Below are 17,428 nucleotides of genomic sequence, written 5' to 3'. Positions count from 1 at the left end.
AGCAACGCAGAGGAGCATGAAAATGACTTTGAGAACGGTTGCAGTTGCAGCGTCGACGTTCGCATGTGCGGCATTGTTTTCGCCTGGCTGGTCCGAGCAGGGCGGCGTATCGCTGTCGATCGGCAAGGCCGAGGCGCAGCAACGGGTCTATATCACACGTGGTTACGCCGCGAGGGCGGCCTATGTCGAGCCGGGCTCCTGGTACGCCGTGAGGGCCTACTATTTCGGTGGCCCCTGGAGTGGTGCTGGGTACAGCTATAGCGGCTGGCCTGACTACGCGGCGCGCAATGGCATTGGCTGCACGCCCGGTACTGCGATCAAGGGCGGCGACAGCATAATGTACGTCTGTCAGTAGGATCATTTTTATTGAAAACGTGGGGCCGGGTCGCGGTTATTGGCGACCCGGCCCAACACCTACGCTGCTCAGCCGTCGCCAACGCACTGGTGACCGCGGCGATGTCTGCTGCAAGCGTAACCCGCACGGCCAATCCGTCTCGCCGCCTCATCTCGACCTATCGGTACCTGACCCGTCTCGGTGACAACCATGTTATCGCAACGCAGGACGAGGACCGTGAGAAGCCTATCGACGATTGCCGCACTATTGCTGTTGTTGGTGGTGGGATGTTCTCGTTTTGACGAGGCAAAGGAACGTGACGGTTGCCAAAAAGCACACCCGAACGATCAGGTCGCAGCGGATAAATGTCTGGAAACCTCTGTCCTTGAGTGGGAAAAAGCCCACGCGTGGCTTCCTCGAATAACACATCGGCGGCCCCAGATGCCCTAGGGGCGGGGGTAGGAGATCGCGGCCCCGGAACTCTTTCCGTACCTCAATCGTTAACAATTCATGAAAGCCGTGGGCGCCGCATTCGTTGCCGTGTTCGTGTTGTGGGTGGTTGACGTCAACTTCAACGGCAGTCGATATACCAATGTTATCGTGCAGATGATCCGGCCGGCTGCCGCATCGATCGGCATTCGGTTTTAGGGCGGCCGCGAAGTTAGCGGCTCAAGCCGCGGTGAATGTCTTCAGTTGGGCTGCGGTGCGCGCCCGCCGGCGAGCATCGTCTTCGCAGCAATCCAGATCCCGAGCAGGGCGAGCCACGCCGCACATATCATGGCCAGCGGATGAGACGGGGCGCCTGTCGCTGGCCACAATGCCCAAAGCCAATACGCTTGTGCAATTCCGGGCAGCAGGAACGTCGCGACCATGCCAGGGAGGCTCGCCGCGGGCGCCATCACGAGCGTGCCCAGATGGATCGTTGGGGTGAGTAGGATCAGCAGGAATTCGGAAATACCGCGGAGCGATTGCCAGTTCAGCCCCTGCAGGGAATGCGTGAGCGCATAGGCGCCGACGAAGATAATGAGCCCGGCGAGGAAGTCTTCCGGCTTGTAGTGGTAAATCGCAAGGCCGCCCATGCCGAGCGCCAGCGCATCGATCAGCCATTCGCGCAGGCTGCAGCCGCGCTCGGGATCAGCAGAAGGTTTCGCTGGGGTGGCGTTCTCGGTCATCACGGGGAATTGGTCGCTTCCGTCGGCTGCCGCGTTCAAGTAGCCGGGACGGGGTCTGCCTACGGCCGTTCCGGCGCATAGACTCCCGTAATGTTATAATATAACGTTCTCTGATGCCTCACGCTCATTCCCACGACCATGCCCATCACCACCACGGCCACGCCCATTCTCACGGCCCAGCAACGCCGCATCCGGCGCAGGCCGCGCCGTGGTCGATCCTGCGGATGACCGTCACTGCCCGGCTCGCCGCGGCGTTTGCCGTCTCGGCCGCCCTGTGGGCCGTCGTGCTGCTGGCGATGAGGTGAGCATGGCCGTGGCGATCAAATTCCGGAATGTCACGCTCGGCTATGACCGCCACCCGGCGGTACACCATCTCAATGGCGAGGTCGCGCCGGGCGCACTGCTGGCCGTGATCGGGCCGAACGGCGCCGGCAAGTCGACGCTGTTGCGCGGGCTCGCCGGAATTCTGAAGCCGCTGTCGGGATCAATCGATCTCGGCGGCCTCGATAGCAGGGACATCGCCTATCTGCCGCAGAGCGTCGACATCGATCGCAGCTTTCCGATCTCGGTGTTCGATTTCGTAGGCAGCGGGCTGTGGCGTTCGACCGGGCCGTTCGGCGGCATCGGCAAGGCCGCGCGCGGAAAGATACTGGCCGCGCTCGCCGCCGTCGGGCTCAACGGGTTCGAAAACCGCGCGATCGGCACGCTGTCGGGCGGCCAGATGCAGCGCATGCTGTTTGCGCGGGTGCTGCTGCAGGATGCGCGACTGATCGTTCTGGATGAGCCGTTCAACGCCATCGACGCCAAAACCTCGGCGGACCTGATCGCGTTGGTGGGGCGCTGGCATGGCGAGGGGCGCACCGTGCTGGCGGCGCTGCATGATCTCGAGATGGTGCGAAGCCACTTCCCCGAAACCCTGCTGCTGGCGCGCGGGCCGGTCGCGTGGGGGCCGACCGCTGACGCGCTGACGCCGGAAAACCTGCTTGTCGCGATGAAGATGTGCGAAGCCTTCGACGACAGCGCCGCGGCGTGCGCCGCCGACATGCCGTCGCGAGCGGCCTGATGCTGTACGACGCGCTGTTCGCGCCCTTCCTCGAATTCGAGTTCATGCGCCGCGCGCTCGCCGCCGTGACGGCGCTCGCGCTTGGCGCCGCGCCGATCGGCGTGTTCCTGATGCTGCGGCGGATGAGCCTGGTCGGCGATGCGATGGCGCATGCGATCCTGCCGGGGGCGGCGATCGGCTTCCTCGTCTCCGGGCTCAATCTGTTTGCGATGACGACCGGCGGATTGATCGCGGGCTTTACTGTGGCGCTGCTCGCCGGCCTCGTCGCGCGCAATACCGAATTGAAGGAAGACGCCTCGCTCGCGACCTTCTATCTGGTGTCGCTGGCGCTCGGCGTCACCATCGTCTCCATCAAGGGCACCAATATCGACCTGTTGCACGTGCTGTTCGGCAACATCCTCGCGATGGATGACCAGACCCTGCTCGTCATTGCCTTCAACGCCACCATCACGCTGCTGGTGATGGCGGTGATCTACCGCCCCCTGGTGATCGAATGCGTCGATCCGGTTTTTTTGCGCACGGTCTCTCGCGCCGGCGCGCCCGCGCATCTGGCGTTCCTGGCGCTGGTCGTGATCAACCTGGTCAACGGCTTTCACGCGCTCGGCACGCTGCTCGGCGTCGGCCTGATGATCCTGCCCGCCGGTATCGCGCGGTTCTGGTCGCGCGACATCACCGGCATGATCTGCATCGCAGTCGCCAGCGCCATCGTGTCCGGCTATGCCGGGCTGGTGCTGTCGTTCCAGACCAAGATCCCCTCAGGCCCTGCGATCATTCTGGTCGCCGCAGTGCTCTACGTGGCCTCGTTGTTGTTCGGCCCTGTCAGCGGCCTGGTGCGGCAGATGTTTCCCGGCCGGCACCTCGAGGCATAGTCATGATCCGGCTCTGGCTCGTCGCTCTCGTCTTGATTGCCGCCGTCGGCCCGGTCCGCGCCGCGGATCGCCTCAACGTCGTCGCCAGTTTTTCGATCCTCGGCGACTTCGTCCGCAATGTCGGCGGTGATCATGTCGCCGTCACGACGCTGGTCGGACCCGACGGCGATGCGCATGTCTATGTGCCGACGCCGGCGGACGCCAAGAGGATGGCGGATGCCAGGCTCGTCTTCGTCAACGGCCTCGGGTTCGAGGGCTGGATGTCGCGGCTGGCGAAGTCCGCCGGCGGCAAGGCGGCCATTGTGACCGCGACGACAGGCATCACGCCGCTCAAGCTCGGCTCGCATGCCGACCCGCACGCCTGGCAGTCCGTTGCCAATGCGAAGATCTATGTCGCCAATATCCGCGATGCGCTGACGGCCGCCGATCCCGCCAATGCCGAAACCTTCAAGTCCAACGCCGGCGTCTATCTGGCGCAGCTCGACGCGCTCGACCGCGAGGTGCGCGAGGCGGTGGCAAAAATTCCGGAAGGCCGCCGCAAGGTGATCTCGACCCACGATGCCTTCGGCTATTTCGCGAGCGCCTATGGCATCGAATTCATCGCGCCGCTCGGCGTCTCCACCGAATCGGAGGCCAGTGCTCGCGACGTCGCGCGGATCATCACCCAGATCCGGGCCACCAAAATACCGGCCGTTTTTATGGAAAATATCACCGACCCCCGCCTGATGGGCCGGATCTCGGCCGAGACCGGCGCCAGGGTCGGCGGAACGCTCTATTCCGACAGTTTAACGGGCGAAAAGGGCGATTCTCCCACTTACATTGCGATGGTCAGGCACAATATAAAGGCCCTGACCGGCGCGCTGAGCCAATAGGGCAGGGGCCTCCCTGCTGCTCGCGCGCTACAATTCCGTTCCGGAGCTATTATGTCTGAATTGTCGTCCCAAAAAATTCCAGTGACCGTGCTGACGGGCTATCTCGGCGCCGGCAAGACCACACTGCTCAATCGCATCCTGTCGGAAAACCACGGCAAGAAGTACGCCGTCATCGTCAATGAATTCGGCGAGATCGGCATCGACAACGACCTCATCATCGGTGCCGATGAGGAAGTGTTCGAGATGAACAATGGCTGCGTCTGTTGCACCGTGCGCGGCGACCTCGTCCGCATCATGGACGGCTTGATGAAGCGCAAGGGCAAGTTTGACGCCATCATCGTCGAGACTACGGGCCTCGCCGATCCAGCGCCGGTGGCGCAGACTTTTTTCGTCGACGAGGACGTACAAAAGAACGCGCGGCTCGATGCGGTAGTGACGGTGGCCGATGCGAAATGGCTGAGCGACCGTCTCAAGGACGCTCCGGAGGCCAAGAACCAGATCGCCTTTGCCGACGTCATCGTGCTCAACAAGACCGATCTCGTCTCCAAGCCGGAGCTCGCCGAAGTCGAAGCCCGGATTCGCGGCATCAACCCTTACGCAAAGCTGCACCGCACCGAGCGCTGCAAGGTTGCGCTGGCGGATGTGCTGGAGCGCGGCGCGTTCGATCTGGATCGTATTCTCGAGATCGAACCGGAATTCCTCGATGCCGGCGACGATCATCATCACCATGACCACGATCATCATCACCACGGTCATGACCACGATCACGGCCACAGCCATGGCGGGCTGAAGCACTACCACGACGAGGACATGCAATCGCTGTCGCTGCGCTCGGACAAGCCGCTCGACCCGAATTTATTCATGCCGTGGCTGCAAAACCTCGTCGCCACCGAGGGGCAGAAGATTTTGCGCTCGAAGGGCATTCTCGCCTTCACCGATGATGACGACCGCTACGTATTCCAAGGCGTCCACATGATGCTGGAAGGCGATCATCAGCGGAAGTGGAAGGAAGGCGAGCCGCGCGAAAGCCGCGTCGTGTTCATCGGCCGCGAATTGCCGGAGAAGGCGATCCGCGACGGTTTTGAAGCCTGTATCGTCACGTGATGACACAGTTCGATCCGGGCGAAAGGCCCTCCATCGCTTCCCTCACCGACCAGGTGCGGCGGCTCGCTATCGGCGTAACCGCAACCGCTGTGCATTTCCTCGGCGACACCGCGGTGTTCGTCGGCACCGAGGAAAACGCAGCCCTGGTAAATCAAGCGGGCGAAATCTCGACCGTCGCCATCCATGGCGGCGGGATCCTTTGCACGACATCCGATGGAAAGCGTGTTGTCACCGGCGGCGACGACGGCAAGGTCGTCGCACTGAACGCCAAGGGCGAGACCTCGGTGCTCGCGACCGACGCCAAGCGGCGCTGGATCGACAATGTCGCGCTGCATCCCGATGGCGCCGTGGCCTGGTCGGCTGCGAAAACGGCGTTCGTCCGCAGCGGCAAGAGTGAAGAAAAAACCTTCGATGCGCCCTCGACCGTCGGCGGGCTGGCCTTCGCGCCAAAGGGCCTGCGCGTCGCAATCGCTCATTACAACGGCGTGACGCTGTGGTTTCCCAACATGGCCGCAAAACCGGAGTTTCTGGAATGGGCCGGCTCGCATCTCGCCGTCACCTTCAGTCCCGACAACAAATTCCTCGTCACCGCGATGCATGAGCCGGCGCTGCATGGCTGGCGGCTCGCCGACAACAGGCACATGCGGATGAGCGGCTATCCCGGCCGCGTCCGCTCGATGTCGTGGAGCACGGGCGGCAAGGGGCTCGCGACGTCAGGCGCTGATACCGTGATCATCTGGCCGTTCACCAGCAAGGACGGACCGATGGGCAAGGAGCCCGCGATGCTGGCGCCGCTGCAGGCGCGCGTCTCCATGGTCGCCTGTCATCCGAAGCAGGACATCATGGCCGCAGGCTATAGCGACGGCACCGTGCTGATCATCCGGCTCGAGGACGGCGCGGAAATTCTGGTGCGCCGCAACGGCAGCGAAGCGGTCTCGGCGCTGGCCTGGAACGCGAAGGGCACGCTATTGGCGTTTGGCACCGAGGACGGTGACGCCGGGATGCTGGAGTTCTAGGCAAGATTGCTGCGCTGGTTCCCGCGGGAACCATGCGCGGTACCGGCCGTTGAATCCACGAACAAACTTCGTGGATCGAACGACATGTCTGCCGATGACCGCCAACGCGAATACCGAAGGGATATGCTGGTCGCATCCATGCTGATTGCGGCGGGCCTCGTCATGTCTGCAGTGTCGCTGACCGAGATCAGGGCCGGCGATCCCGAACGAATCGCGCAGGCGACGCCGCCGACGCAATCGACGCCGGGCGCAGAAACCAAACCAACCGGGCCGCCACCCGACCCTCCCACGACCGGTCAACGTCCGTCGGACACTCCGCCGCAGCCGGCCCGTCCCGATCCAGACGCGCAGAAGTCGGGCGCCCAGCCCGTGCTGCCGCCCGCGCCGGCGGAGAAGGTTGCGCCGCCGATCCGCGAGAAGTGATCCCACTTCCGGTGCATTGATTGTGCAATCGCAAAATCGTGGGCCGCCAAAGGTGTGGCGTGCCTGCTGACGCATTCCTGTGCAGCCATGTGACCCCGTCCGCCCGTATCAATTGGTAGGAGAGCGCGGAGGCACGGCCTTCGAACGCCTTGTGTTGATCCCCAACAAGCGGTTAGGCTTGCCGCAACAAAGCCGGCAGGTAAAAAAACAGCCGGCAAGTCAGGGAGTGACGCATGCGTGAGTTAACGCCTGATACGATCACGGACGCCGTGCTCGACCAGATGGCGACGACGCCGGACCCACGCCTGAAGACGATCATGGCGTCGGCGGTCAAACACCTCCATGCTTTCGCCCGCGAGGTCAATCTGACCCCGGCGGAATGGATCAAGGGCATCGAATTCATGACCGCCGCCGGCAAGATGTGCTCGCCGGAGCGGCAGGAATTCATCCTGCTATCCGACACGCTCGGCCTCTCCGCGCTCGTCAACGGCCTGCACGACGCCACCGCCCTGGAAGAAGCCACCAATACCAGCCTGCTCGGCCCGTTTTACCGCGAGGCCACGCCCACGCTCACGGCCGGCAGTTCAATCGCCAGGAGTCCGAAGCCCGGTAGCGAATGCGTGCTGTATGGCCGCGTCACCGATGCCACCGGCAAGCCGGTCGCTAACGCTACCGTCTCGATCTGGCAGACCGGCGCCGACGGCCTCTACGACATCCAGGCCAGCGCGACCTCGGTCGATTATCGCGGCGTATTCACCACCGACGCCAACGGCGTCTATGTGCTGCGCACGGTCAAGCCGCTCGGCTATTCGATCCCGATGGACGGCCCCGTCGGCACCATGGTGAAGGCGCAGGCGCGGCATGGCATGCGGCCGGCGCATATTCATTTCCTGGTCGGCGCCGCGGGCTATCGCGAACTCGTCACCGCGCTCTATCTGCGCGACGATCCCCATCTGGCCGATGACGTCGTGTTCGGCTCGTCGGGCGATCTCGCCGTCGACGTGGTCGCCAACGACCCGGATTGCCCGATCAGGGGCATGCCGAGCATTCGATTCGACATGCGGCTGTCGCGCGAAAGCGAGGCCGACAAGAGCAGCGGGCGCGTCGGCGCTGATCCGTCGGCCATCATGAAAAAGGCCAAAAGCGAACCCGCCCCGGCGGGCGCCGGCTAGTCCGGACCTGGCACGCTCCACTTCACCACAGCCGGGCGAAGATCCGGCGGAAGCAGAACGACAACGGTACATAAGGGGGAATTGATGAAACGCAGAACTTTCCTGGGCGGTGCCATGGCTGTCGCCGTGGTTGGTCACGGTTCGAGCGCTTTTGCGCAGCAGTCGCCGATCAAGATCGGCATGTCGATGCCGCAGACCGGCGGTCTCGCCGGCGGCGGCAAGGCGTCGCTGCTCGGCATCGAGATCTGGCGCGACGACATCAATGCCAAAGGCGGCCTGCTCGGCCGCAAGGTCGAACTCGTCGTCTATGACGACAAGTCGAGCGCCTCCGAGACGCCGGCGATCTACGCCAAGCTGGTCGACGTCGACAAGGTCGATCTGTTGTTTGCGCCCTATGCGACGGTGCCGACCGCCCCGATCATGCCGTTCGTCAAGCAGCGCGGGCTGCTGCTGATGGGCAATTTCTCGTTCCAGGTGAACAGCAAGGTCGGCCACGACATGTGGTTCAACAATGCGCCCTGGGGGCCGGCGGATAGCTGGGCGGCTTCGTTCCTTGATCTGGCGCAGAAGGCCGGCGGCAAGAACATGGCGCTGCTGACGGCAGATCAGGAATTCGCGCAGAACCTCGCGCTGACAGCGCGCGACGTCGCCAAGAAGCGCAACATTCCCGTCGTCTTTGACCAGGTCTATCCGCCGAACACGGTGGAATTCTCCTCCATCATCCGCGCGCTCAAGGCCGCCAAGCCCGACATCGTCTATGTCGCGTCCTATCCGCCTGACTCCGCCGGCATCCTGCGCGCCGTGAACGAAATCGGGATCGGCGACGACGTCAAGATTTTCGGCGGCGGCATGGTCGGGCTGCAGTTTGCCGCCGTGATGTCGAACCTCGGCTCGCTGCTCAACGGCGTCGTGAACTACAATACGTGGCTGCCGGAAAAGAGCATGTATTTCGACGGCACCAAGGAATTTTTCGACAAGTACACCAAGCGGGCCATCGAGGCCAAGGTCGATCCGCTCGGCTATTATCTGGCGCCGTTCGGGTATGCGATGGGCGAGATGATCGCGGCGGCGGTCAATTCCACCAAATCGCTCGACCAGAAGGGCATCGCCAAGTACCTGCGCGAGAACGAGCACAAGACCATCGTCGGCCCGATTGCGTTCGCAGCCGATGGCGAACGCAAGGAAACCGCGACGCTGCAGGCGCAGTTCCGGGGCGTGAAGGACAAGGACATCGAACAGTTCCGGTCCTCCGGCAAGCAGGTGATTCTGTTCCCCGACAAGCTGAAGACGGGAGATCTCATCAGTCCCTTCGAGGCCGCACGCAAGTAGGCCTCGTGGCTTTTCCGGCTCGGAGCCAAGGGGGGATCTGAATTGTTTTCGATGGACCTGCTGCTTGGCGCAGTGGTGCTCGGGGTGCTGCTCGGCTGCTTCTATGCAGCCGTCAGCGTCGGGCTGTCAGTCTCGTTCGGGCTGCTCGACGTTCCCCATGTCGCGCATCCGGCGTTCCTGGTGCTCGCCTCCTACGGCGTGTACCAGCTCAACGACAGCTACGACCTCGACCCGCTGCTGGCGGGCCTTGCCATCACGCCGCTGTTCTTCCTGTTCGGCCTCTTGGCCTACCGCGTCTACTACGAGACCTTCGAGCGTCGCGGCAGCGATGCCGGCGTCCGCGGCATCGCGTTCTTCTTCGGCATCGCCTTCATCATTGAGGTCCTGATCATCCTGCAATTCGGCGTCGATCAGCGCTCGGTCACGGCGACCTATATCGGCAAGTCCTGGCGGTTCGGCGAGTTTCGGGTACCGATCCGACAGCTTGTCGCGTTCGCGGTGGCGCTGGCCCTGACGGTGGTGCTGGCGGTCTATTTGTCGAAGACCTTCATGGGCCGCGCCATCCGTGCCGTCGCGCAGGACGAGGAGGCGCTCCGGCTGATGGGCGCCAATCCGGTCCGCATCAAGCAGTTTGCCTTCGGCATCGCCACCGCCGTGCTCGGGATCGCCGGTGCGCTGCTGATCATCGTCGCCCCGGTCGAGCCGACGCTTGATCGCGCCTATATCGGGCGCACCTTCTGCGTCGTGGTCATGGCCGGGCTCGGCAGCATCAGCGGCACGCTGATCGCCGCCATCATTCTCGGCGTCGCCGAGTCCATCGTGCTGACGATGTTCGGCGCCTCCTGGGCGCCGGCGATCTCGTTCGCCATGCTGCTCGGCGTGCTCGCCGTCCGCCCGCAAGGTCTGCTCGGCCGATGAACAAGCGCAGCCACAGCATCGCATTCTGGGCCGGCGTGGCCGTCTTCCTCGTCGCCGTGCTCTCGATGACCCAGATCGTCCGCAACGAATACCCGTTCTTCGCCGGCTACGTCATCCTGCAGTTCATCGCGCTGGCGGTGGCCTGGACTATCCTCGGCGGCTATGCCGGTTACGTCAATTTCGGCACCAACGCCTTCTTCGGCGTCGGCGTCTACACGGCGGTCGCTTTGTTCAAGGCAACGGGGGCGCCGCTCGTGGTGCAGATCGCCGCTGCCGCCGTCGTCGGCATGCTGCTCGGCTTCGGCGTCGGCCTCCTGACCTTGCGCATGCGCGGCATTTTTTTCTCGATCGCGACCATTGCGCTCGCCATCATCATCGAAACCTTTGTGATGAATTGGCGCTTCGTCGGCGGTGCGGCCGGCATCCAGTTGCAGCGGCCGCCGGTGATGGCGCCGTTCGACTCTTACGTGAAGATGCTGTTCTTCGTGCAGGCCATCCTGGTGGTCATTGCCGTCGGGATCGCGCGCTATATCCAGAATTCGCGGATGGGCCGCGGCCTGCAGGCGCTTCGGGATGATGAACTTGCTGCCGAATGCACGGGTGTTCCGACTTTGAAGCTCAAGCTGGTGGCCTGCATGATCTCGGGCGCACTGATGTCGGCTGTCGGAGCGCCGGCCGCAATGTACCTGCAGTACGCCGACCCGTCCTCCGCATTCAATCTCACTTATTCCGTCTCGGCGCTTGCCATGTCGCTGATCGGCGGTACCGCGCACTGGATCGGGCCGGTGCTCGGTGCCATCCTGCTCGGCTCGACGCAGCAGTTCCTTGCCGTGACCATCTCCTCGGAAGTCAACGTGCTCGTGCTCGGCATCATGCTGGTGCTGTTCGTGGTCGGGGCGCCCAAGGGCATCATCGGGCTGTTGCGGCCGCGCTACCGTCTGCGCGCGGGAGGCAAGCAATGACGATAGCCGCACCCGACGCGCCCTTGCTGCAGGTGGGAACGCTCACCAAGACGTTTGGCGGCTTCACCGCGCTCGACAATATCAGCGTCGATATCAGGAAGGGCGAGCGCTTCGGCCTGATCGGTCCGAACGGCTCGGGCAAGACCACGCTGATCAACTGCATCTCCGGCGCGCTGAAGCCGCAGGCCGGCAACGTGGTGTTCTGCGGTGAGGACATCACCCAATTGTCGCCGCACCTGCGCGCACGCCGCGGCATCGCCCGCAGCTTCCAGATCCCGCGTCCCTTCAAGAGCATGACGGTGCTCGAAAACCTCATGGTCGGGCTCGATTTCGCCGCTGCCGGCTCTGCCGCGGCGGAGGAGGAAATCGCGATGTCGATTCTGACGCGGATGGGGCTCGCAGCCAAGGCCATGGCCCCGAGCGACACGCTGAGCCAGGTCGAACTGCGCAAGATGGAACTCGCCCGCGCCATGGCGGTGCGGCCGAAGCTCCTGATTTCCGACGAGGCGATGGCAGGGCTGTCCTCTTCGGAGGTCGACGAGGTGCTGGATCTCCTGATCAGCCTCGGCGAGGAAGACATCACCATCATCATGATCGAGCACATCATGCAGGCGGTGATGCGGTTTTCGGAACGGGTGATGTGCCTCGACGCCGGAAAGATCATCGCGCTCGGTGAACCCGCCGAGGTGATGGCCAACAAGCGGGTGCAGGAGGCCTATCTTGGCACTTAGCCTTGCCATCGAAGGCCTCGATGCCGGCTACGGCGCCGTCAAGGCGCTGCGCGGCGTCACGCTTCACGTCGAGGCCGGCGAGACCGTGGCTCTGCTCGGCACAAATGGCAATGGCAAGAGCACGCTGATGAAATGCGTCATGGGCCTGGTCCGTCCGGATAGCGGCCGGCTGGTGCTGTCGATCGACGGCGTGGCGTATGACCTCACAAGACTCTTGCCCGAGGCGATCGTCGATCTCGGCGTGGCGCTGGTGCCGGAGGGGCGGCGGCTGTTTCCGAAGCTGACGGTGACGGAAAACCTGATGCTCGGCGCTTTCAGGAAAATGGCCCGCAGCGCCATCCAGCAGAATCTCGCGCTCGTGTTCGAGACCTTCCCGGTGCTGAAGGAGCGGCGTAGCCAGCTCGCCGGCACCATGTCCGGCGGCCAGCAGCAGATGCTGGCGATTGCGCGCGCGCTGATGTCCTCGCCGCGGCTGCTTCTGATCGACGAGCCGTCGGTCGGGCTGTCGCCGCTACTGGTGTCGCAGACCATTTCCAAGATCGGCGAACTCAAGCAGCGCGTCGGATTGACTGTGCTGATGGCGGAGCAGAATTTCAACCAGGCGATCCGGATCGCCGACCGCGGCTACATCATCGTCCATGGCGAGATCGCGGTCGCCGCGCAGTCGGTCGACGAGTTGAAGGCCAACGACATCGTCAAGCGGCTCTATCTCGGCGGCGTCGCCTGACGGATATGACGGCATCGTGACGTTCTGCCGCTTCTTCGGTCTCGCTTGCCGCTATCGTCTGCCCCATAATCCCGCATTGCATCCATGCAGATGACAGATGGGGCAGGCCATGAAGATCGACGACGTCAGGCGAACCGCTTATTCGATGCCGCTGACCAACCCGTCGTTCCCGCCGGGGCCGTACCGTTTCTTCAACCGCGAATTTTTCGTCATCACCTACCGCACGGACCCTGAGGCGCTTGCCGCTGTTGTGCCCGAGCCGCTCGAGGTCGCGGACGCCGTCGTCAAATACGAATTCATCCGCATGCCCGACTCGACCGGGTTCGGCGATTACACCGAGACCGGCCAGGTCATCCCGGTCCGTTTCAAGGGCGAGGAGGGCATCTACGTTCATTCGATGTATCTGGACGACGAGGGGCCGATCGCCGGCGGCCGCGAGCTCTGGGGCTTTCCCAAGAAGCTGGCGAAGCCGAAGATCGCCGTCGAGAGCGACGTGCTGGTCGGCACCTTGCATTACGGCTCGGTCCTGTGCGCTTCCGCGACCATGGGCTACAAGCACCGGCCGGTCGATCATGACGCAGTGCTGAAGGGAATGAAGGCGCCGAACTTCATGCTCAAGATCATCCCGCATGTCGACGGCACCCCGCGGATCTGCGAACTGGTGCGCTATTATCTGGAGGACATCACGCTGAAGGAGGCCTGGACCGGCCCCGCCGCGCTCGGCCTGTTCCCGCATGCGCTCGCCGACGTCGCCCGGCTGCCGGTGCGCGAAATAGTCTCCGCGCTGCATTTCAAGGCCGATCTGACGCTGGGGCTCGGAACGGTGGCGTTCGATTACATGGCGAAGTGATCTTACCAGCGGAGCAACGACGTTTTCATAATGTTAGGTCCCGAGCTGGCTAGGTCATGTAAGCAACCGGTTGCCGACGACGGATGCGGTAGACCGATGCTGGAGGGATGTTGAGCGCCGTTCGTCCGACCAAACTCGCCTTGAGCCCCAGACGGTCCAGGATAGGCCGGGGCACTGGGCAGCTCACGCCATAAGTGAACTGATAGAAAGTGCCGCCCTCCTTCATATGCCGAAACGCTCCGGTCAGGATCGCCATCACTTTGCGCGGCGTCATCGACAGCAACGGCAAGCCGCTAACGACGGCCCCGGCTGGAGCCATAAAGGGTTCGTATTGGGTGAGTTGGGAAGCATCCATCCATAGTACCCGCGCACTGGGAAAGCGCTGCTGCAGCAGGCGCATGAAGTCAGAACCGTATTCAATGAGCAGCAGATCTGACTCGGCAACGCCCTGTCGCAGAAGCGCTTTGGTGAAGACGCCTGTGCCTGGTCCCAACTCAATGACCGGCCCGTCGTCGGGCTTGATTTCGCTGGTTATCAGGCGTGCCAATGTCTGCCCGGAGGGCGCAACGGCGGAAACACGCTTCGGATTTTCAATCCAGGCTCGGAAAAAGCCGACAAAGTCGTTGCATGTGATGGCGGTCATTTGAATACCCTCTTTCTCAGCCTTACAGTGCGAAACGTATCCCTGACATGCGTTCAAGCTCATCGAAGAGGATGCGAGCGGCCGCAACGTCATCGGCTATAGGCGCCGTCTTGGATTCGACAGGGTGTCCCCGAAGCTCCGCAAATCCGCCTGGCCCGTAGTAGCCGCCGGGCTTGGCGTCCTTTAGCGTTGCGGCCATTAGTGTCGGTTCAGCGCCCATGGCCGCGCTTTGCAGCAGCGGGTACATGGCTAAAGCCGAGAGCTTCATGAGGAAGCTTGTGTCCGCAAATAGATTCGTCTTCGATCCCCCGGGTGGCTAATGGTCGACAGCAAGCGGCCTCCGGCACGCCTCTGCAATTCTCTGGCGAAGAGAATGTTGGCGAGCTTCGTCTTCGCGTATGCCTTTATCGGCTTATAGTTTTGCTTTGAATCGAGATCCGGAATGGGGACCGGTCCGCCGATCGCGTGTGTGCCGGACGCGACGGTGACGATGCGCGGTGCTGCCGATTGAAGCAGCGCCGGAAGCAGCAAGCCTGTCAGGCGATATGGCCCCAGGACGTTGGTCGCAAATTGCATTTCATGGCCGTCTTGGGTCTCGCGTCGATCCGGAAGCGCCATGACGCCTGCATTGTTGATCAGTATGTCGAGTGGCCGAGACAGCGTCAGTTGGCTGTCTGCAAACGCTTTGACGGACGCCGGATTCGACAGGTCAAGCGTACCGGCGTGGATGCTGGCGCCAGGCGCTATGGCAAGGATACGGTGGACTGCATCTGCGGCCTTGGCCTCGTTGCGAGAGGCGATTGTCACCTCCGCCCCTGCGCGTGCCAGTTCTAATGCCGCGTGCCAGCCAATGCCACTGTTGGCTCCGGTCACGATAACGCGCTTTCCGGTCTGTGAAGGGATGTCCTTCACCGTCCATGCTTTGGTCATACTCACTACTTTCGCTTGTTGCTGAACGGTGCAAAGCGTGCAGTGAGAAGCTGCACCCGTCGCTCCAATACTGTCGTGGTGGGCTCGTCGGTAAGAAGTCCATCAAGGGCGAGCAGGAAAACCTCGGCAGCTTTATCGTCGCCGGCAAGGATCCTCGCCACGCATTGGCGCGCGACCTGCCGGTGAAGCGCCTCAATCTCCGGGTCCAGGCGCTCACAAACGTCGAAGAACTCACCCGCCATGGGTGCCCCGACCATATCTGCATAGGGCTCGATGACCATGAGCCGGCACACATCAAGAAGGCGATCGCCCGGTGTGCCGGCACCGGCCGCAGCTGCCTTCGCCGCGGGGTGACGCGACACCAGCCAGTCTGCAAAGACTGCAGTGAAGATGTCCTCCTTATCCTTGAACGTCCGATACAGGAGTGTGCGCGAGATGCTCGCGCGTTTGGCGATATCGTCGAGAGAGGTTTTCGAGAAACCGAAATTAAGGAAGCACCAGCGCGCGGCCGTGAGGATTTTCAGCCGTCGCGCCTCCGCCTCTTCCTGGGTCAGTTTATTCGTCATTGAATAGCTTTGACATAAAATGCTTATAATGTCAATGTGTGTCGATAAGGAGAATATCAGACCGTCGCAGAAGCGAAGGGAACGCCCAAAATGGCGTTGCTTTCCGCCACATCGTGTCGAATGAGCTCGCAACCGCCACTGCTCGGCCGCGGCATTCTTGGGTCTTGCTATGAGGAAGTCGGCTCCCGAGCGCCTAGCTAAGCGAACAAATGCTGGCGTAGTCGGACGAGGCAGGTTGCCGTAAGCGACTTTGTGGATCGGCGCGCGGAGTGAGGCGCCGCTATCTGTCCGCCGTTACTGCGCGCCCCTCAGCGTGCAGGCGGTGGAGCAGGTCGTCACCACGCCGCGTTCGCAGGCGATGCACACGGCGACGCACTGCTTCTTGTCCTTGGGATTGTACTGGCTGTAGAGCTTGCGCGCGCAATTGTCGATCGAGCCCGTGACGTCAGCATGGCTGCTGCTCTCGGGCGTGCACGCGGCCAGGGCCACGGTCGACAGGACGATGACAAAGATGACGCGCATATCGGTTGCTCCAACCGGAGCCGTCGCGCGGCTAAAGCGGCGACGGCCATCGGCCCTCGCAGGAAATCATCCTTTCAGGATTGCGCGATTGAATTAATCGAGTGTTACAGGGAATTGGAGTTCTCGTGGGTAGTTCTACGCCGGTTGGGCCGCCGAGATGTGCGCTGCAGCGGGAACCCGCCCAGAGCCCAGAACTCACAGCGGCCCTGTCTATTTTTTGAGCCCCTGGAATGGCTCAAACGCGTCGTTGCCCGATCCAAGGTTTTCGTAGATCGAAGCGGACTTGCTCATCAGTTCAAAGGTCCTGTCCTGGTCCGTTCCGGTGCGGTCCTTCCGGAAGGTCGATACCAGCATGATGGCAGTCATGTAGTTTCCAAAGGCGGCCTGCTCGGCGCCGAACAGGTTCTTGAGGCGCGCATCGCGGGAAAAGAATTCCGACAGCGTTTTCTTGATACCCTCATCCTGCGCCGACAGCGACTGCAGCGACCAGAGCGCCGTACCGAGCGTCATCACCCGAAGGAATTTGGTCTGATCCGTCTTGCACTCGTATTTTTCACAGAGCGCCTTTGCCATCACGGCGTCGCGCCCTTTCGCGGCGAGGCCTGGCCCGAATTTGCTCATCATGAAGCCGACGCGCAAACCGTGGCTCACCATGGCATCGTCGGCGCTGGCGTAATTGTCGAGAATTCGCCGGATCAGTGCCGGGTCGCCTGACGCCATGTAGGCGCCGATCAAGAGATCATTGTCGCTTGGAATCGAGGATGGCTTCACCGCATCCAGCGGCGCAATTCGCGCCGCGCGCAATTTGTCGGACAGACTAGAAAGATTGTTGGTGGCGGCGAACTTTTGCGCCTCGTCCGGCAGGCCCGCCCGGTACAGGCTGACGACTTCCACCGACTTGACGTAGTCCGAGGGTTCAGCACCGAGAATGCGCTCGCGCTCCCGCGGGGAGGTCCTGAACAACTCGGCGAGGAAGCCAATGATGGTGCTGGGCTCGGCCTGCCGGTTCGCGGCCATTTGCCGGAGTTGCGCCAGCGTGTCGTCAACGCAGGCGGGTGACTTGGCGCGGTAGTAGCTCGCCATGCATCCGTCCCCGGCGGCGAAGGCAGCGCCGGGGCAGAGCTGCACGATCATCGGGGCGATCGCGACGCGGGCAGCGGTCAGTTTTGGGAAACGAACGGAGACTGGATTTCGGCTCATTGCTCACCGGCGCGGCTGTCAGGGG

General features: G+C 62.8%; 22 protein-coding genes and 1 pseudogene. 16 read left to right on the top strand and 7 right to left on the bottom strand.

Translation table 11 applies throughout. The annotated features are described in order from the left end of the window. The first annotated feature begins 22 nt into the window (after nt 1-22). Nucleotides 23-355, top strand: coding sequence for a hypothetical protein (locus LMTR21_RS33855; protein ID WP_246174738.1), 333 nt, complete (start codon nt 23-25; stop codon nt 353-355). Nucleotides 356-844: 489 nt separating this feature from the next. Beyond that, nucleotides 845-982, top strand: coding sequence for a hypothetical protein (locus LMTR21_RS40445; RefSeq protein WP_187399259.1), 138 nt, complete (start codon nt 845-847; stop codon nt 980-982). A gap of 41 nt (nt 983-1,023) precedes the next feature. Here LMTR21_RS40445 and LMTR21_RS33850 read toward each other — a convergent pair whose 3' ends face one another. Beyond that, nucleotides 1,024-1,506 (bottom strand): hypothetical protein, encoded by a 483-nt coding sequence (locus LMTR21_RS33850; RefSeq protein WP_065751883.1) that lies wholly within the window; start codon nt 1,504-1,506, stop codon nt 1,024-1,026. A gap of 113 nt (nt 1,507-1,619) precedes the next feature. Here LMTR21_RS33850 and LMTR21_RS33845 point away from each other — a divergent pair, with 113 nt between their 5' ends. The 14 genes and pseudogenes from LMTR21_RS33845 to LMTR21_RS33780 all read left to right on the top strand — a co-directional run bounded on the left by LMTR21_RS33845 (nt 1,620) and on the right by LMTR21_RS33780 (nt 13,542). Then, nucleotides 1,620-1,811, top strand: coding sequence for a hypothetical protein (locus tag LMTR21_RS33845; protein WP_065751882.1), 192 nt, complete (start codon nt 1,620-1,622; stop codon nt 1,809-1,811). An 80-nt stretch (nt 1,812-1,891) separates the two neighbouring features. After that, nucleotides 1,892-2,569, top strand: a pseudogene (locus LMTR21_RS33840) (metal ABC transporter ATP-binding protein); the annotation flags it as partial. Then, a complete protein-coding gene (locus tag LMTR21_RS33835) occupies nt 2,569-3,438 on the top strand; it encodes a metal ABC transporter permease (RefSeq protein WP_065752240.1) in 870 nt (289 codons plus the stop codon). The pseudogene LMTR21_RS33840 and the gene LMTR21_RS33835, both read left to right, overlap by 1 nt. Before the next feature lie 2 nt (nt 3,439-3,440). Continuing rightward, nucleotides 3,441-4,310 (top strand): metal ABC transporter substrate-binding protein, encoded by an 870-nt coding sequence (locus LMTR21_RS33830; protein WP_065751880.1) that lies wholly within the window; start codon nt 3,441-3,443, stop codon nt 4,308-4,310. A gap of 51 nt (nt 4,311-4,361) precedes the next feature. Next, nucleotides 4,362-5,414 (top strand): CobW family GTP-binding protein, encoded by a 1,053-nt coding sequence (locus tag LMTR21_RS33825; protein WP_065751879.1) that lies wholly within the window; start codon nt 4,362-4,364, stop codon nt 5,412-5,414. Then, nucleotides 5,414-6,430 carry a WD40 repeat domain-containing protein gene (locus tag LMTR21_RS33820; protein ID WP_065751878.1) on the top strand — a complete coding sequence of 339 codons (1,017 nt, stop codon included), beginning with the start codon at nt 5,414-5,416 and terminating at the stop codon, nt 6,428-6,430. Before LMTR21_RS33825 ends, LMTR21_RS33820 begins: the two co-directional genes overlap by 1 nt. Before the next feature lie 84 nt (nt 6,431-6,514). Continuing rightward, nucleotides 6,515-6,853 carry a hypothetical protein gene (locus tag LMTR21_RS33815; protein WP_065751877.1) on the top strand — a complete coding sequence of 113 codons (339 nt, stop codon included), beginning with the start codon at nt 6,515-6,517 and terminating at the stop codon, nt 6,851-6,853. Nucleotides 6,854-7,086: 233 nt separating this feature from the next. Beyond that, entirely contained in the window at nt 7,087-8,025 is a 939-nt protein-coding gene (locus tag LMTR21_RS33810) for a dioxygenase family protein (protein WP_065751876.1), read from the top strand. Between the two features lie 84 nt (nt 8,026-8,109). Beyond that, the gene (locus LMTR21_RS33805; protein WP_065751875.1) at nt 8,110-9,354 is read left to right on the top strand and encodes an amino acid ABC transporter substrate-binding protein; all 1,245 of its coding nucleotides are present in this window, start codon (nt 8,110-8,112) and stop codon (nt 9,352-9,354) included. Nucleotides 9,355-9,405: 51 nt separating this feature from the next. Further along, on the top strand, nt 9,406-10,272 hold the full coding sequence (locus tag LMTR21_RS33800; RefSeq protein WP_246174734.1) for a branched-chain amino acid ABC transporter permease: 867 nt from the start codon (nt 9,406-9,408) through the stop codon (nt 10,270-10,272). Next, nucleotides 10,269-11,234: a branched-chain amino acid ABC transporter permease gene (locus LMTR21_RS33795; protein ID WP_057838961.1), complete on the top strand. Its 966-nt coding sequence runs from the start codon at nt 10,269-10,271 to the stop codon at nt 11,232-11,234. Before LMTR21_RS33800 ends, LMTR21_RS33795 begins: the two co-directional genes overlap by 4 nt. Then, a complete protein-coding gene (locus LMTR21_RS33790; RefSeq protein WP_065751873.1) occupies nt 11,231-11,965 on the top strand; it encodes an ABC transporter ATP-binding protein in 735 nt (244 codons plus the stop codon). Before LMTR21_RS33795 ends, LMTR21_RS33790 begins: the two co-directional genes overlap by 4 nt. Next, nucleotides 11,955-12,692 carry an ABC transporter ATP-binding protein gene (locus tag LMTR21_RS33785; protein WP_065751872.1) on the top strand — a complete coding sequence of 246 codons (738 nt, stop codon included), beginning with the start codon at nt 11,955-11,957 and terminating at the stop codon, nt 12,690-12,692. The genes LMTR21_RS33790 and LMTR21_RS33785 overlap by 11 nt, the downstream gene beginning before the upstream one ends. A gap of 109 nt (nt 12,693-12,801) precedes the next feature. Continuing rightward, complete coding sequence (locus LMTR21_RS33780) at nt 12,802-13,542, top strand: acetoacetate decarboxylase (protein ID WP_065752239.1); 741 nt, start codon at nt 12,802-12,804, stop codon at nt 13,540-13,542. Between the two features lie 49 nt (nt 13,543-13,591). On the opposite strand, the gene LMTR21_RS33775 is transcribed toward LMTR21_RS33780, so the two are convergent. The 6 genes from LMTR21_RS33775 to LMTR21_RS33755 all read right to left on the bottom strand — a co-directional run bounded on the left by LMTR21_RS33775 (nt 13,592) and on the right by LMTR21_RS33755 (nt 17,403). Beyond that, nucleotides 13,592-14,185 carry a class I SAM-dependent methyltransferase gene (locus LMTR21_RS33775; protein ID WP_065751871.1) on the bottom strand — a complete coding sequence of 198 codons (594 nt, stop codon included), beginning with the start codon at nt 14,183-14,185 and terminating at the stop codon, nt 13,592-13,594. 22 nt (nt 14,186-14,207) lie between these two features. Continuing rightward, nucleotides 14,208-14,453, bottom strand: a complete 246-nt coding sequence (locus tag LMTR21_RS40640) for an SDR family NAD(P)-dependent oxidoreductase (RefSeq protein WP_210250543.1) — start codon at nt 14,451-14,453, stop codon at nt 14,208-14,210. Beyond that, nucleotides 14,450-15,115 (bottom strand): SDR family NAD(P)-dependent oxidoreductase, encoded by a 666-nt coding sequence (locus tag LMTR21_RS33770; RefSeq protein WP_210250542.1) that lies wholly within the window; start codon nt 15,113-15,115, stop codon nt 14,450-14,452. Before LMTR21_RS33770 ends, LMTR21_RS40640 begins: the two co-directional genes overlap by 4 nt. Nucleotides 15,116-15,120: 5 nt before the next feature. Further along, on the bottom strand, nt 15,121-15,681 hold the full coding sequence (locus LMTR21_RS33765; protein ID WP_187399258.1) for a TetR/AcrR family transcriptional regulator: 561 nt from the start codon (nt 15,679-15,681) through the stop codon (nt 15,121-15,123). A 294-nt stretch (nt 15,682-15,975) separates the two neighbouring features. Beyond that, on the bottom strand, nt 15,976-16,203 hold the full coding sequence (locus LMTR21_RS33760; protein WP_065751869.1) for a hypothetical protein: 228 nt from the start codon (nt 16,201-16,203) through the stop codon (nt 15,976-15,978). A gap of 210 nt (nt 16,204-16,413) precedes the next feature. Further along, nucleotides 16,414-17,403, bottom strand: a complete 990-nt coding sequence (locus tag LMTR21_RS33755) for a hypothetical protein (protein ID WP_141688200.1) — start codon at nt 17,401-17,403, stop codon at nt 16,414-16,416. Nucleotides 17,404-17,428: the final 25 nt, after the last annotated feature.

Source organism: Bradyrhizobium paxllaeri, assembly GCF_001693515.2.
Classification (GTDB): domain Bacteria; phylum Pseudomonadota; class Alphaproteobacteria; order Rhizobiales; family Xanthobacteraceae; genus Bradyrhizobium; species Bradyrhizobium paxllaeri.
This window is presented reverse-complemented; position numbering and strand designations above follow the sequence as displayed.